The 14,865-nt window shown below is 57.8% G+C and carries 11 protein-coding genes and 1 pseudogene; 8 read left to right on the plus strand and 4 right to left on the minus strand.

What is annotated here, in order from left to right; translation table 11 throughout:
• The first annotated feature begins 127 nt into the window (after positions 1-127).
• The 6 genes from E4S61_RS14825 to E4S61_RS14845 all read left to right on the plus strand — a co-directional run bounded on the left by E4S61_RS14825 (position 128) and on the right by E4S61_RS14845 (position 8,068).
• On the plus strand, positions 128-3,901 hold the full coding sequence (locus E4S61_RS14825; RefSeq protein WP_167768516.1) for a PKD domain-containing protein: 3,774 nt from the start codon (positions 128-130) through the stop codon (positions 3,899-3,901).
• 3 nt (positions 3,902-3,904) lie between these two features.
• Positions 3,905-5,563, plus strand: coding sequence for a PKD domain-containing protein (locus E4S61_RS14830; RefSeq protein WP_135304754.1), 1,659 nt, complete (start codon positions 3,905-3,907; stop codon positions 5,561-5,563).
• A gap of 121 nt (positions 5,564-5,684) precedes the next feature.
• Entirely contained in the window at positions 5,685-5,810 is a 126-nt protein-coding gene (locus E4S61_RS26550) for a hypothetical protein (protein ID WP_280663813.1), read from the plus strand.
• Positions 5,811-6,222: 412 nt separating this feature from the next.
• The gene (locus E4S61_RS14835) at positions 6,223-6,468 is read left to right on the plus strand and encodes a hypothetical protein (protein ID WP_135304755.1); all 246 of its coding nucleotides are present in this window, start codon (positions 6,223-6,225) and stop codon (positions 6,466-6,468) included.
• Positions 6,465-7,151 (plus strand): hypothetical protein, encoded by a 687-nt coding sequence (locus E4S61_RS14840; protein WP_135304756.1) that lies wholly within the window; start codon positions 6,465-6,467, stop codon positions 7,149-7,151. Before E4S61_RS14835 ends, E4S61_RS14840 begins: the two co-directional genes overlap by 4 nt.
• A 536-nt stretch (positions 7,152-7,687) precedes the next feature.
• Positions 7,688-8,068: a hypothetical protein gene (locus E4S61_RS14845; RefSeq protein ID WP_135304757.1), complete on the plus strand. Its 381-nt coding sequence runs from the start codon at positions 7,688-7,690 to the stop codon at positions 8,066-8,068.
• A gap of 141 nt (positions 8,069-8,209) precedes the next feature.
• Here E4S61_RS14845 and E4S61_RS14850 read toward each other — a convergent pair whose 3' ends face one another.
• Both E4S61_RS14850 and E4S61_RS14855 read right to left on the minus strand, forming a co-directional pair.
• The gene (locus tag E4S61_RS14850) at positions 8,210-8,986 is read right to left on the minus strand and encodes a sugar phosphate isomerase/epimerase family protein (protein WP_135304758.1); all 777 of its coding nucleotides are present in this window, start codon (positions 8,984-8,986) and stop codon (positions 8,210-8,212) included.
• 751 nt (positions 8,987-9,737) lie between these two features.
• The gene (locus E4S61_RS14855) at positions 9,738-10,100 is read right to left on the minus strand and encodes a hypothetical protein (protein WP_135304759.1); all 363 of its coding nucleotides are present in this window, start codon (positions 10,098-10,100) and stop codon (positions 9,738-9,740) included.
• Positions 10,101-10,498: 398 nt separating this feature from the next.
• On the opposite strand from E4S61_RS14855, the gene E4S61_RS14860 reads away from it, so the two are divergent.
• The gene (locus E4S61_RS14860) at positions 10,499-11,527 is read left to right on the plus strand and encodes a hypothetical protein (protein ID WP_135304760.1); all 1,029 of its coding nucleotides are present in this window, start codon (positions 10,499-10,501) and stop codon (positions 11,525-11,527) included.
• A 265-nt stretch (positions 11,528-11,792) separates the two neighbouring features.
• Here the strand turns inward: E4S61_RS14860 and E4S61_RS14865 are convergent.
• Both E4S61_RS14865 and E4S61_RS26675 read right to left on the minus strand, forming a co-directional pair.
• Positions 11,793-13,088, minus strand: a pseudogene (locus E4S61_RS14865) (RNA-guided endonuclease InsQ/TnpB family protein).
• Between the two features lie 389 nt (positions 13,089-13,477).
• A complete protein-coding gene (locus tag E4S61_RS26675; RefSeq protein ID WP_394346453.1) occupies positions 13,478-13,900 on the minus strand; it encodes an NUDIX hydrolase in 423 nt (140 codons plus the stop codon).
• Positions 13,901-14,130: 230 nt separating this feature from the next.
• Between E4S61_RS26675 and E4S61_RS14875 the strand changes: the two genes are divergently transcribed.
• Positions 14,131-14,850 carry a helix-turn-helix domain-containing protein gene (locus E4S61_RS14875; RefSeq protein WP_135304762.1) on the plus strand — a complete coding sequence of 240 codons (720 nt, stop codon included), beginning with the start codon at positions 14,131-14,133 and terminating at the stop codon, positions 14,848-14,850.
• Positions 14,851-14,865 lie beyond the last annotated feature (15 nt).

Raw genomic sequence — 14,865 nt, forward strand, 5'->3', positions numbered from 1 at the left:
TCTTGGAGGGGCGATCTGACAGGCTGCAGTGGTCCCATTCCGGTTATCCGGAAATCGGCTATCCGCTGTATCCCGGCTGTACAGACTGATGAGACTAGATAAACGTACACGAATACATGAAATATCAATGAAGAGACCTACAACACAGATCCAACGGTTGGTGGCGCTTAGCATAGCCGTAACGGTCGTCATATCGGCGGCTGGACCAGTCGGGATTGCAGTCGCACAGCCAACGGTAACGGTCTCACAGACGGCACAATCGGACACCACCGTCGCGCCAGGAGACACGATTACTGTCGAGGCAACGCTGGACTACAGCGAAGTCAATTCGCCAGGAATCGATGTCACTCTGCCGTCGGGCTGGACCGTCGTGAGTCACTCCGACGATGGTGGCACGTACGGCCCGCCACAACCTGCGTGGGCCTGGCTCGAAGGCGACGCTGATGGCGTCGCTGGGAGCCATACCGTCACCTACACCGTACAGGTGCCCGCGGATGCCACGGAAGGGGAGTACACGATTAGTGCGAACGGGTCGGCCATCGATACATCCGATAGTTCGTTCGTGACCAGTACTGACAAGATGACCGTCACCGTCGACGAACAGCAGTCACCCGCGGCGAGTGCTGGGGCTGACCAGACGGTTGTGGAAGGGACGACCGTGGCGTTAGACGCGTCTACCTCCAGCGATCCGGATGGCGACCCACTGGATTACTCGTGGACAGTCACGGATGACGCGGGTACGGGCGTGACCCTCTCAGACACTACGACAGCCCAACCGACCTTTACTGCACCGAGTGTCACTACCGAGACGACGCTCACCTTCCAAGTCACAGTGTCCGACGGAAACGGCAATACCGACACCGACACGGTCAACGTGACCGTCCAACCAATCGATACGCAACCCAGTGTGTCGGTATCGCAATCTGCGACGTCACCGACGACTGTCGCGCCGGGAGAATCAGTTGCGGTTGAGACGACGCTGGACTACAGTGATGTGAACTCGCCAGGCATCAACGTGACGCTTCCGTCGGGGTGGACTGTTGTAAGCCATTCCGACGATGGCGGTACCTATGGCCCACCAAAGCCCGCATGGACGTGGCTCGAAGGTGATGCTGACGGCGTTGCCGGCAGCCACACTGTTACCTACACCGTGCAGGTGCCCGCCGATGCCATGGAGGGAGAGTACACGATCAGTGCAAACGGGTCAGGAATCGACCCAGCCGACAGTTCGACGGTCGCTGATACCGATGGGCTGACCGTCACCGTCGTGGAGCCGACGCAATCGCCGACGGCAGATGCGGGCCCCGATCAAACGGTCGATGAAGGGGCAACTGTGACTCTGGACGCTTCGGGTTCGGCCGATTCGGACGGCTCAATCAGTAGCTATCAGTGGACGCAGACCGAGGGGTCGTCGGTGACCCTCTCGGACACCGCAGCGGCCCAACCAACGTTCACTGCACCTAGTGTCGATAGCGAGACAACGCTCACCTTCCAGGTCGCGGTGACCGATAACGATGGCGAGGAGAGTACAGATACGGTCAATGTGACTGTCCAGCCTGTCGAGACGCAGCCCAGCGTGTCGATGTCTCAAACCGCAACTTCGGCGACCACCGTTGCACCGACTGAGACAGTCACTATTGAGGGAACGATCGATTATAACGACGTGAATGCCCCGGCAATCGACGTTACCCTGCCATCGGGCTGGACCGTCGTGAGTCATACCGACGATGGTGGAACGTACGGCCCGCCGAAGCCAGCCTGGGCCTGGACCGAAGGTGATACTGATGGCGTCGCTGGGAACCATACCGTCACCTACACCGTGCAGGTGCCCGGTGATGCATCGCCAGGAGAGTACACGATCTCAGCTGAGGGGTCGGCTATTGACCCAGCTGATGACTCTTCTGTGGCCGATACCGACGCGGTGACTGTCATAGTCGAAGAACAGAACCAAGCACCGGCAGCAGACGCCGGCGCTGACCAGACGGTCGAGGAAGGGATGACTGTGACGCTCGATGCTACTGAATCGAGTGACGCGGATGGATCGATCGATACCTACGCCTGGACTCAGACCGCCGGACCATCGGTGAGCCTCTCGGATGCCACGGCAACCCAGCCGACGTTCACCGCCCCCGACGTTGACAGCGAGACGACGCTCACCTTCCAAGTTGACGTGACTGACGACGATGGGAAGGTGGGTACGGATACGATTAACGTGACCGTCCAACCTGTCGACACGCAGCCAAGTGTGTCGATCTCCCAGGTCGCGACTTCATCGACCACCGTCGCACCGAACGAGACGATCGCTGTCGAGGCGACCCTAGAGTACAGCGACGTCAATGCTCCGGCAATCGACGTTACCCTGCCATCGGGCTGGACTGTCGTGAGTCACACCGATGATGGCGGCACGTACGGCCCACCGAAACCTGCGTGGACGTGGATTGAAGGTGATGCCGACGGCGTCGCTGGGAACCATACCGTCACCTACACCGTGCAGGTTCCCAAAGATGCGGCCGCGGGCGACTACGAGCTGTCGGCAGCGGGATCGGGTATCGATCCAGCCGATGACTCCCCGGTGACTAGCACCGATACGCTGGCCGTTACTGTCCCAGAGCAGAACCAAGCACCGGCAGCAGACGCTGGCGCTGACCAGACGGTTGAGGAAGAGACGCCTGTGACGCTTGATGCCACTGGATCGAGCGATTCAGACGGCACCGTCGATACCTACGCCTGGACCCAGACTACCGGGCCATCGGTGAGCCTCTCGGATACCGCAGTGGCCCAACCGACGTTCACCGCCCCCGACGTTGACAGCGAGACGACGCTCACCTTCCAGGTCGTAGTGACCGATGACGATGGTGAGGCGGATACTGATATGGTCAACGTCACTGTCCAAGAACCACCCAACGAGCAACCTTCAGCGACCTTCACTACCGCACCGGCAGATCCGCTGGCCGGAGAGACAGTGAACTTCAACGCCTCGCAGTCGAACGACGCCGATGGAGCCATCGCGAGCTATGAATGGACCATCGAAACCGCCAGTATGGGCGGCGAAACCACGCTCCTCGATGCCGACTTTGAGGGCGGGTCACTATCGGCCGCGGGATGGACCCATGATGCGTTTGAGTCGTCTGCATCGGCCGGTGTCAACGACGCCACGTCAAACTCCGGTAGCGCTGCTGCGTTCCACCATGGCGGGGCCGGCGCCCTCGTCTCCCCGACGCTGGACACCAGCAGCACGTCCTCGGTGACGATCGAATACTGGATCCAGAAGGGCCACGACTCGTTCAGTGAGAATCCCGACGCGAACGACGATGAGGACCTCAGTGTCGAATATCTCTCCGCATCCGGTGAGTGGGTCGAAATTGACCGGGTCGACTCCGCAGTCGCACCCGGAGCAACCTCCAACGGCAGTGTAACTGTCGACAGCGCTCAAGCGCTGCATGACGGCTTCCAGCTTCGATTCCGTCAGGAAGGTGCTGACGCTACCAACGGGGACTATTGGCACGTTGACGATGTCTCGGTCACCGCCGAATCCGGTAGTGAAAGCGGCACTGTAACGAAGAGCGGTCAGACGATCGCACACACGTTCAACCAACCCGGCGAGTACGAGGTCGCGCTGACCGTCACCGATGATGACGGTGCGACCGCCCAAACCACACAGATGATCACCATCGACGAACAGCCGACGGACTCGGTCCCAGAAGCCGTCGCCAGTCTGAACGACGACGGCGATGATTCGAAGATCGAAACACTGGAGATCCAGCAGGCGATCGACCTCTGGATCGAAGATGATGACGTGCCCGGGACCGGCGGCGAAACCATCTCGACCCAGCAGATCCAGCAGCTCATCGACATATGGGTCGAGGATGAGACGATTGAAGCAATCAATGGAGGCAGTTAACCAATGCGAATAAGTAACACGACAGTCCGGAGCATCGGAGTAATTACTGTTGTCGTGGCGGTGGCACTGTGGGCTGTCACGCCCGCAGTAGCCATCCCGCAGGCAAACGGCACGATCGGCATAGAACAGACAGCTGACCAACAGACAGTCGCTCCAGGTGATACCGTCACGATTCAAACGACGATCAATGCCAGCGGATACAATGCACCGGCGGTTAGTGCCGACCTGCCGTCTGGCTGGTCGATACAGAGTCAATCAGCGGAAGGACCCGCATCGTACAAATCCCTCACGAATGAGTGGGTCTGGTTACAGGGCGGAGAGTACATGCTCACTTACACCGTCGCAGTGCCTGACGATGCGAGCGGTGAGTACACGGTGACGAGTGAGGGCACGGCAGTTGTCCCAGCTGACGATAGCTTCGTGAGTAACGAGGCAGCGACAACGATTACAGTTGCGGAGACACCGACGAATCAGCCGCCCACCGCTTCGGTCAGTGGGCCGGATAGTTTGCAGGTTGGCGAGCAAGCGACCTTCGAGGCATCGGCCTCCGATGACGGGTCACTCGCCAGCTACGAGTGGAACTTTGGCGACGATAGCACGGCGACCGGCCAGTCTGTCTCCCACGCCTACAGCTCACCTGGCGACTATACTGTCCAACTGACCGTCACCGACGACGACGGAGCCTCGACTACGGCGACCACGACTGTCTCGGTCAGCGAGGCGCCCGACCCAGCGACCCTCCAAGTCACGAGCCTGAATGCACCCTCGTCAGCGACCCAAGGTGACACCGTTACGGTTGAGGCCGTCGTCGAGAATACTGGCGATATGCAGGGAACCCAAGATGTCGAGTTCGCCTTCGATGGCTCAGTTCTCGACAGCAAATCGGTCACGCTCGCAAGTGGTGCAAGCGATACCATCTCCTTCACCGTCGATACGACCGACGTGGCTCCTGGCACGTATACGCATACTGTGTCTACCGCTGACGACAGTGCCACTGCAGAGCTCACGATCACTGACCCCGCGTCTGAACCAGACCCTGGCACAGTCGACGTGAGCCTCGAACCCGCCGAACAGAGCGCTGCAACCGATGACGAGGTGACCTACGAAATCGTCGTTACTGGGACTGACGAAGTCGGAGCCGTTGAGGGAAGTGTCACCCTCTCGAACCCCGACGCCGCAACGATTACCGGGCTGACCACGTCTGCGGCAGACGGCAATGAGGACATCTCCGTCACCGGCCAGAGCGCCGAATTCACGGCATTTGGACTGCCCGCGGACACGAGCGAGCCGGTCACCGTTGGGACGGTTACTGTCTCCGCCGACGCACTCGGCGACACCGAACTGCTGCTGTCAATCGACCACGTTTCGGATCAACAAGGGAACGGCTACACCGTCGACAGTACCACCGGTGCGACGCTATCTGTGAGTCTCGAACCAGTTGTTGGCGATAACCCGCCTGCGAACATGGATGACGACGAAGTCCTCGAGGACGTTAATGGCAACGGCGAGTTCAACGTCGTGGACGCGCAGGCGCTGTTCTACAACCAGGACAGCCCGGTCGTCCAGAACAACATCGCGAAGTTCGACTTCAATGGCGACGGCGAGATTAACGTTGGCGACGCCCAGGCTGCTCTCTACCAGGCGACCAACGCAGGAGAATAAACACCTCCTCACCCGACTCATAGCGTCTCCGTTCGCCTCGCTAAAGGATTACATCGGGTGGAATATTTGGGATTAAAGTTGGCTATTTGAACTGGACCAAGACCAGACCGAGTTGCTTGCGATGGACAAAGACACTGCCGAAGGCTTGCTAGACCAGCGCTACGTCGGGTTGGATCTCTTGGATGGCAGCGAGGACAAAGCAACCACGGGCGGTGTCACGCCCGTTGTGACGGGCGCAGATGAGTGACCACGTGACGCCAGCGAACTGAGGCGAGAACTGGCTCTACTCGAGCTGTGGGAACGCGACGGTACGTGCCCTACCGTCGTCGACATTGCTGTGTGCTAGCTGCAGGACTGGGCGGGCGGCCCTCTTGTTCAGACGCCGAGAGAGTGTGTATAACATGAACGAGGCGTCCTCAGCATTCGACGCCGTCACAACGGGTGTGACGGAGACAAGTGGCTCTCTGGCAGTGACTCTTCTCCAGATACTCACTACGTCGATAACCAACAGCCTACTGTGGTCTTGTTGGTTAGCTATCGTAGCTTTAGCGAATCTCCCGGAGTCCGACGCTACTAGCACAATCGCACTGTCGCCACTGTACGGTGGCACCCATCGCCGCAGAGTCACCGGCCGTCCATCACGGCTCGGAGGGAATCCGATGAGCGCTTCAGCCACACCGCAAGCGAGTTCCCATGCGCAATTTCGACTGCTTCAGCGAGCCGGCCTCGATGCACGGTCCGTCGAAAATGCCTGGCGGAGCGGCACACCTGTCGAGATCGAGTATCGGGACTACCACACTGCCACATACAACGAAGCGCTGGACGTAATTCTCTTAGAACAGGGAGATGTCGTCACGACGATTCTGCGAGCGGCCTTCGAGGAGTTCACGGAGGGCGCCCAATGACGCGTCAGCTGACCGTCGTAGAGCGATTCGAACACGGAACGCTCATCGAGGCTAAATCCCACGCCACGTGCGCTGATCAGGAATTTACCCACGCGTACTATGTGCCCGACAAAGCGCGAAGACGGGCGGGCATGGAGCAGGTGGCCCAGATGGAGTCTGCCGAGGAGTTCCACGATGAAGACGGGAACCCCGACTTCGAGGCGATTGAGAGTCTCATTTCCACGGCAGATATCGTCGAACGAGCAGAATCAGCGATATTGAACCGCACTGACGGCGATATCGGTACCAGGGGACGATTCTCCCCCGGCTGCCACGTACAGTCTGGCCAATCATTCGATGAGAATTCATGGATCCCGGCTGGTGTAGTCAAATTCAGAGACCCCAGCGCCGACGACGAGCCGACTATCTTTCGGGACCCGCTCAAACGAGGGTACTGCTGGGGCGTGTTGCGAGACCACGTCCTACCGGCCAGGCACGTTCACTGCTTCCGGTACCAGAATGATGTCCAACAAACGACGCCGATCAATGCCCAAGTGCCGATGTCCATTATCCGTGAAGGCAACGAGGCGATTATTGCGTACCTAGCCGCCCACGACCACTCTGCTGAATTGGTCGGCCCGTACTTAGGTCTTGAACCCGAGCGCGTTCGGACTCTCATCGAGAGGCACGTGAAAGCGGAATAAGTTCCTCACCCATCCACGTGATTGGCCCTGAATCTCGGGCGAGAGTGAACCGCTTCTGAACGCGGCCGACTACCGCATTGATGAGATTCGGTCCATCTTCGGCTGTCGCGGCGGTAGAATGCATCTCGGAGCCGTTGAACTAGTGACTTTGGTAATGTTCGTATTCCGCGTCTCAGTTATGATCTCCTCTAGTTGGTGCCCAGCAAACGTCACCGACTTGATTCAGTCGCTAGACACTGCCGCTAACCAACACAGTACCAGACGACTGTCTCTATGTTGGTTAGCAGACTGTAGCTTTCGAGAGTCAGCCCCAGTCAGTGACCTGGTTCTATTGTTGACACTCTCTCAGGCGGCTGACATCGTCTGCGGTGCGGGGTGCAGTCGACGGAAGCGACCTGAACAGTCCTGCGAGGTGCCGACAGCTCACCACCAGCCGCCCGGGTCGCTCAGCCTGCGCCGCCTGTAAATGGCGCTGAACTAACGGCACGACTGCCACACGCCAATGATTATATCCGCGATCGACGAACAGAGACAGTATGTCGATGGCGCTCGGTCATTTTGCATTTGGAGCCGCGATGACGACGCTTCTCATTACCGTTCTCGTTCCGACCGTCCGATATCCGCGAACACTCTTCTTGGTGGGTGGTGGCTGGGCAATGCTTCCGGATCTCCATTGGGTGAGCCCTGTCTTCACCCAGCAGCTCCGATCCATCCACCAAACCTCCCCGTGGGTCGATCTCTTTTGGTTCCATCGAACGCTTGATCAGGTCGATGCAAGCGATTCGAAGGCAGTCGCCGCGGGATTTCTCGTCCTATTTATTCTCACGACTGGAGTCGCGGAGCACCGGAGCTATCGCACCCCTGAAATCGTCACGGCTACTTACAATGCTGTTTCGAATGACGACTCCACAGAGTGAACGCTCTGGGAGTACGCCTTCCAGCGCTGAACAGCCCCGATTAGCTAACACATTTCCAGTTCGACTTCGCGCTTTCTTCTAGCCGGATCGTACTACGAAGGCGTGGAGTCCCCACCCAGCAAGTGACCGTACCCCAGAAAATCACTTATTCGTCGAGAGACTTCCATGGCTCTGCTGCAGGTGAGTTCTCGCCCGCTCGGCCGAGTCTCGCAATAGTGGGACGTCATCGGTAAATACCTCGACAGCGATAGTGCCGTCGAAATCTGAAAGCGGATCGGCTACGAGCTCGTACTCTACTTCGCCGGCCCCAATCGGGATGTGCGTATCGCCACGTCGACGTGCATCGTGGACGTGCAAGTGCGAGACAAGGTCAGCATAGTCGTCAAGGAAGCGCTCGATCCCGTCGTTCCCCTCTTCCATATATGCATGCCCGACATCGAAACAGACCGCGGTCTCGGTTTCTCGCGCGATATCGCCCAGAACGGAGAGGGGCAGACCGCGGGCCTGATGCCCAACGTTCTCGACGACGAGTTCAACCCCGGCATCGTCGCCGGCCCTCGCGATAGCTGACAGTTGGTCGGCAAAAACCTGGCGCTGATCGACGTCGTGTGGGTCCCGCATCGTGCCGTGGAGGACGGCTTTCTGTGCGCCGAGTGTCCCCGCCCAGTCGAGGAGCTCCGCGAGGTGAGCAACGATTGCATCGTTGAGCTGGCGAACTGGCGTCGAGACCACTTGCTCAAATGGCAGGTGGACACAGAGCTCCGCGTCGACAGCGCCCAATGTTGCCCGGAGGCGACTGTCCGCTTCCTCGGTGGGTACGTATGACGACTCGCCAATCGAGAGTTCGGCGAACGCAAAGCTCTCAGCTGTCGCTTCCAGTCGCTCCACCGAGTTGCCCACCGTAACTCCAACGTTCATACCACATTTCCGTGACCAACCTCCTTAGGTAGACTGCTGGGAGTCAAGGGCTGACCGTACTTTAGGTAGCTCACTGATTCACTGACTCAGTGAAATAGTGAGAGACTTCCGGAGTCCTGTACGTGTAAGTTCCTATACGACCACTACCGGGTGCTCCGTAAAGGACGACCTTCAATCTGATTTTTATCTCGAAAACCTGTCTTGTCCGACAATCATAACATCTATATTTAGTAACCAGAATAATAAAATGCAGACCCCGTTGAAGCCATCACTTCCAATGGGTCTGCGGTTCAACTTCCACCCCCCATTGTGTCGGGCCTGCCCACCCCCGACACAGTCTTCGGCTACATATCTACTCCGTGCGGCTTGACCGAAACACGGCGTTTCCCGGTAACTGGCCGTGACTGGCTGCAGCTCTGGCCTGTGCCATTTGAATCCCCATTGAGACGCTTCTCGGTACGATTGCACACCTCTCCATCGACGAGCAGTACTAGATTCGTCCACACTCGTGCGCAAATGGAGGAGCGGCTACGAGTTCATCTCGGATTCGGTTGAGCTTTGCCGCCGGATAACATGCATAGAGCGGCCCGCCCAACCCCCAGTGTCTAAACGACTTGCGAGGGCGAGTTCCCCGACCCACTGGGGTCGGGGCGCGTAAGCCGTCCACCCTCATCCCGCTCGCTTGCCGAGCAGGGAGTGCTAGCGCACGGCTGAGGGAACCAACAAAAGCCTCGGGCCACCGCGCCCGAGGCTATTTACATAGCTCGCTAGCTGTCACCTGTCGGGCCAGCTCTGGGTACTGCTCAACAATTGTCTCAACCGGTGTATCGGCTGCAAGCGCATCATGGATTACCTGCGCCGTCTCGGAGATGCGCTCGTGACGTACTCTTTCAATCTCGGTTTCGAGCTGGCCCCGTGGGACGGGGTCGATAATCTCGCTTCGTTGCTCTAGTACTATCCGTAGTTCATCGTCGATCTCGCGATAGCGGTGCACGGCGTCTTCGTATTCGCGGCATCGTGTTGGTGACACGCCAGCCCTCTCCGAGAGTGCCGTGCACCGATTGACTAGTTCCGTGAGGATAGTACGCAACGCTTCAATTTCCTCGATATCCAACGGTTGTTTCGTCACCGACTTGATTCAGTCGCCAGACTCTAACGCTAACCAACATAATACCATAAGGCTGTCTCCATATTGGTTAGCAAGCTGTAGCTTTCGAAAGTCATCCCCCAATCAGTGACTTGGTTCTACTGTTGATCCGCTTCGGCGGAAGACATCCTCTACGGTGCGGCTGTGGGGGCGGTCGCCAGAAACCCCGAGTTGTCCTGCCATCAGAGCTGTAAAGATTGTATAACCCGGAATTTACAGCTTTGCGATTAGATTAATTGCAATATACCTACCTAACGATTATTCTCTAACTAGCAAATAACTCCTAAAAACAGTCTAGAGAGCACGATACAATATCCAAATCGTCTGACGCTCAACATAGCGGGAAACAAATCCCGCCGAATACAATGCAACGACGCAGTTTACTGAAATCGATTGGTGGAATTGGGGCAGCAACAGCTGTTGGTGGTGCAGGGCTTTTCGCCGCGACGGGTAGTGCCGCGGCAGCCACAGTCAATATTAGCGCAAGCAATCCTGCGCAGGTGAAAAACGACCGCGGGGATATTTCCGAAGTCTCTGCCGATCCCATGTTCGATGTGGAATGGGAGAATCTCGATGATGCAGTCGGCAAGGTGTTCTACCTCGTGGAAGCAAAAGTGGGCGGCGGCGACTGGTCGCCGATTTTCCGTGCCACGCCATGGATCGCTGAGGAGCTGAACAACGGTTACATCCGTCAGATCCCTGGCACGACAGGTCGTTACCAAGTGAAGGTGCCGCTGTCACAAGCGCTTAATCAGGATTCGCGGTTCGATGATGGGAGTGGCCCTGATGCCTCTGCAGGGCCGCTCATCGTGGCAGACGAACAGGGACGGCCGGACTATTCCTCACTCTCGTTCCCGAGTGGTGTTGACCTGAATTCATTCTTAGATGGGACGAGTATCGGTAGTGCAGGCGACTATCCCGGTGCGCACGAACAAGGCGGCCATCAGAACAATTACCCGGATATCAATGCCGGCTATTATGGTGCTGCAGACGACACGTCAGTGCTAGACAATCCTGACGATGGCACCCCGCAGGAGACCACCGTCCAACTCCGGTACACGTTCGAACTTCAGCGGCCAAATCTAAGTCAGCTCAGCTATCTCGTGGATTTCTCCGGGCTCTCAACCGACGCTGAGAAGAAAGCCAAAGCTGCAGACGAACTCGATTGGCTCGAAGAGTCCGATATCGACGCCGGGAACTCGAAGATCGTGATGAATGGTGAGGACGGAAACTTCAACTTCGGAACGCCGTCGGGGATCCCGTACGCAGACCTCCGCGGTAACGCCGAAAATCACGTTGGAATCTTGTCGACAACTGCTGCCTTTAACGTGAAGGCTGTGAACGAACAAAGTGACAGCGGCGTGACCGGCTCCTCTAATCCGGATGCTTCGTAATACGTAACGCTACCGCTGTCAACGTTCGATTCTTTCAATTTCGACAGTTTTATCGAAACCTGCGAGCTGTGACTGGTTTCAATGGGTGTGCTGCAGAGAGGGTCCGGTTCGATTACTGATTGTCTTTATTCGGACAATAGGAGAAGTGATAAATACAGGAAAAAACAAGCAGGCGAATTAGCTCGCCTATGGAGTACTGGTTATTCATCTACTTGGTTCCGTGAATGGGACGGTACTACATGTCAACGACCCCACCCTACTTCGCTCAACCTGACGGGCTCACTTGTGAAGGGTGGGGCTTGTCCATGAACTCAGTCTCGAACCCGTCCGGGTGGGCGGTGAATCCGCCACTTGACGTTCACGAGAGCGGAGCTCTCGTGCAGCCCATCAGGTTTCTACGAAACCTGAGGACGTCACCGTTCCAGACTTCAGGGCAAGCTGACTGTTGCCCGTCCGCCGAGACGACTGTTGGCCCCGACGGACATACCGTATACCGATGTTCTTCGCCGCATTGTAGTCCGCGTTCGCTTCCGACTCGCACTTCACGCATCGAAAGTCGTTGCGGGTCAGGCGATTCTCGTCTGCGGTGAACCCACACTCGGCGCACCGCTTCGACGTGTACGCCGAACCCACTTGCTTTACCGAGACGCTGATCGCCTCAGCTTTGTACTCTACCTGTTCGTACAGCGTTCGGAACGCCCATTTATGCCCCCACGACGCGCCTGTTCGCTCGCGAATGTGGGTCAAGTCCTCAAACAATATCACGTCACAGTCGTACCGGAGTGCTTCGTCTACGATGGCGTTCGACGCCCGGTGTAGCACGTCACGAACGTAGCGAAGCTCCGGCTACTCGACTGTTCGAGTGTCCGATGGGTGCTTCGTGTCCCAGTCTGCTGGAGTCCGGCGCGTACCTTCTCGAACTCGCGGAGGTTGTGGGTCAACTCCCGCCCGCTGATGAACTTAGCAGTGCTGGTGACGGCGAGATTTTCGATACCGAGGTCGACCCCGAGGACCGTTCCGTCCTCGGCGGTATTTCGTTCGGTATCGGTCTTGTGTCGGCGGAAGCCGATATGCAAGAAGTAGTCGCCGTCGCGGGCGGTGAGCGTGCTTTCCGTGACGCTCCACTTCTCGGAGTCGAGGTACTGTCGTTGGTAGCCATCGTCGGCGTCGGGCAACTCAAGCGGGCACCGGACGCGGTTCTCTGTGGTGGAGAGTGACACCGTATCATTATCGAACAGTGTCATGGTCCGAGTATCGTACTTCACCGTGGGTGTGGTGAAGGTCGGCTTGCTGACCTTCTTGCCTTTCGAGCGGCGTTCGAGACAGCCGGTGATGGCTTGGGCGGCCTGATGGGTGGCGAGAATCGCGTGCTGACTCCCGAGGTCGGTGTATTCGCGCACGTCGTCGTAAGCGAGGGGCTGTACGGCGCTTTTTGCGTTACACTTGCCCCACGCCATGTCCGTGGCGATTTGGCAACCACGCTTCCACTCGGAGATGGTCTCTTCGAGAAGGTCGCGTTGCTCGTCCGTCACTTCAAGACGAGTGTTGCGGTCCGACGCACGTAGTCGTCTGCCTCAGTTTCAATGTATCTGGGTGGTTATTTATAGGTGAATATTTGTAGCCGATACGAACGTGCTCCTCCCCTCCCTACTCGCTCGCTTCGCTCACTCCTTGAGGAGGGGACTCCGCGCTACCGCATCAGTTGAAGACGCTACAGCGGGCATAACAAACACAAATGGATCACTGGCGACAATGCATCCCAGACACTCGCCACGTCGTTAACCAACATTACAAACGAGGACTGTCTCGTGTTGGTTAGCCACGCGATGCCTTTGAAAGCTATCCCAGCTAGAGACTCGGTTCGGCTGATGACACCCTCACCGACGGAAAACCCAAGTTATCCCGTAACTGAGTGTCTCACCAACAGAGCCGTTTGTCCACGATACAGCCTCAGCGAGCCTGAATCAACTGACGGACCTGGGGGAGTGTCCGTGCTGGCAGTTCTTTGGGAGCGACCCACTGCGCTGCCAGCACTCCCTCGGCAGGATTGGGCACCGGTGTGGCCACCACATACGTCTGAAACACCTGATACAGTGTGACCGTCTGGTGGGCTGACTGGTGGGCATACCACCACTGACCACACGCTGACCCAGTAGCCACTGGACACTGCAGTTCTTCCCACAATTCTCGGCGCAGTCCCGCCCGAGCGGCTTCGCCTGACTGAAGGCCCCCACCAGGCAGTGTCCAGAACGGCTCGCCATCCTGATGACGTTCCTTAACAAGCAGAACGCCCGTGGCTGACTCGATGAGTGCTTTTGCCCCCGCTCGGATTTCGACCGCTGCCGGCTGTATCTGCGAGTTCGCGCCGTGCATACCCCCCGAGTGTTCAGACACGCTACCTGTCGCTTCTCTTGAAGGATACGTAATAGTTCGGGTGGATGCAATTGCGCCAGCGCTCTAGGACGATACTGGTGACAGTAGCGACCAGCTGCCGTGCTAAGGGCATTCCTACCTAACGATGGATGGTTCAGGTCACAGAGTTTAGAAAGCGCTATACGACTAGGGGTCAAGCATCTTGCAAAATGAAGGCGATAAAGCTTGACATGGTCCAGTACGATTGCCCGTACATTAGGACCAGCCGCGAACACGACGTCGCCTTCCATACCCAGCACTGGGAGTTCAATCAAGCCGACCGCACGCTCGAGACGCGGATGCTCGCGATTGGGGAAACCCCCGAAGAGTTACACGGCGCATTCAAGACGCTTGACGACTACGAAATGCTTCAGGGATACGATCTTCTCTCTCGGAAACAGAACACGGCGCTCATCCGGTCGCGGATAGACGAAACAGACGCTATGCGGGCAATTCGAGAGAACGACGGCTACGTGACTGGTCCATTCGTGGTCCGAAACGGCAGTGAGATCTGGAACGTCGGCTTCGATCGAGAGCGGGCGGCTGAAGATGCCCTTTCGGAACTCGACGCCTCGAACGAGTTCACGGTCAGGGGCGACGACTCGATCAATATCGACGACTTCTTCGATATCCTCCAAAACGTCGAATCCCTCGGTGCGATGCTTCGGGCGCTCCAGGACCTCACGGACACAGAACGCGAGACGCTCGACGCCGCAGTCGAGAAAGGATACTTCTCGACGCCACGGGGAGCAACGCTCGACGACGTGGCCGAGGAATTCGACATCTCGAAGATGGGGGCCTCCAAGAACCTTCGTCGTAGTCAGCGAAAGGTACTCCGCCAGGTCGTTCGCGTGATGAACGATGTCGAAGCCCAGATGCAGTTACAGGACGAAACGTCGCCTCCGCAGTGAGAGCCAGAAACCGCC

Source organism: Haloarcula amylovorans (assembly GCF_004681185.1).
Taxonomy (GTDB): Archaea; Halobacteriota; Halobacteria; order Halobacteriales; family Haloarculaceae; genus Haloarcula; species Haloarcula amylovorans.

What these genes read in the sequence shown, in the direction of transcription:
- E4S61_RS14860 (WP_135304760.1), top strand. Translation starts at nt 10,499, where the DNA reads ATGCAACGACGCAGTTTACTGAAATCGATTGGTGGAATTGGGGCAGCA.
- E4S61_RS14835 (WP_135304755.1), top strand. Translation starts at nt 6,223, where the DNA reads ATGAGCGCTTCAGCCACACCGCAAGCGAGTTCCCATGCGCAATTTCGA.
- E4S61_RS14825 (WP_167768516.1), top strand. Translation starts at nt 128, where the DNA reads ATGAAGAGACCTACAACACAGATCCAACGGTTGGTGGCGCTTAGCATA.
- E4S61_RS14875 (WP_135304762.1), top strand. Translation starts at nt 14,131, where the DNA reads ATGGTCCAGTACGATTGCCCGTACATTAGGACCAGCCGCGAACACGAC.
- E4S61_RS14850 (WP_135304758.1), bottom strand. Translation starts at nt 8,986, where the DNA reads ATGAACGTTGGAGTTACGGTGGGCAACTCGGTGGAGCGACTGGAAGCG.
- E4S61_RS14845 (WP_135304757.1), top strand. Translation starts at nt 7,688, where the DNA reads ATGTCGATGGCGCTCGGTCATTTTGCATTTGGAGCCGCGATGACGACG.
- E4S61_RS14840 (WP_135304756.1), top strand. Translation starts at nt 6,465, where the DNA reads ATGACGCGTCAGCTGACCGTCGTAGAGCGATTCGAACACGGAACGCTC.
- E4S61_RS14830 (WP_135304754.1), top strand. Translation starts at nt 3,905, where the DNA reads ATGCGAATAAGTAACACGACAGTCCGGAGCATCGGAGTAATTACTGTT.
- E4S61_RS26675 (WP_394346453.1), bottom strand. Translation starts at nt 13,900, where the DNA reads ATGCACGGCGCGAACTCGCAGATACAGCCGGCAGCGGTCGAAATCCGA.
- E4S61_RS26550 (WP_280663813.1), top strand. Translation starts at nt 5,685, where the DNA reads ATGGACAAAGACACTGCCGAAGGCTTGCTAGACCAGCGCTACGTCGGG.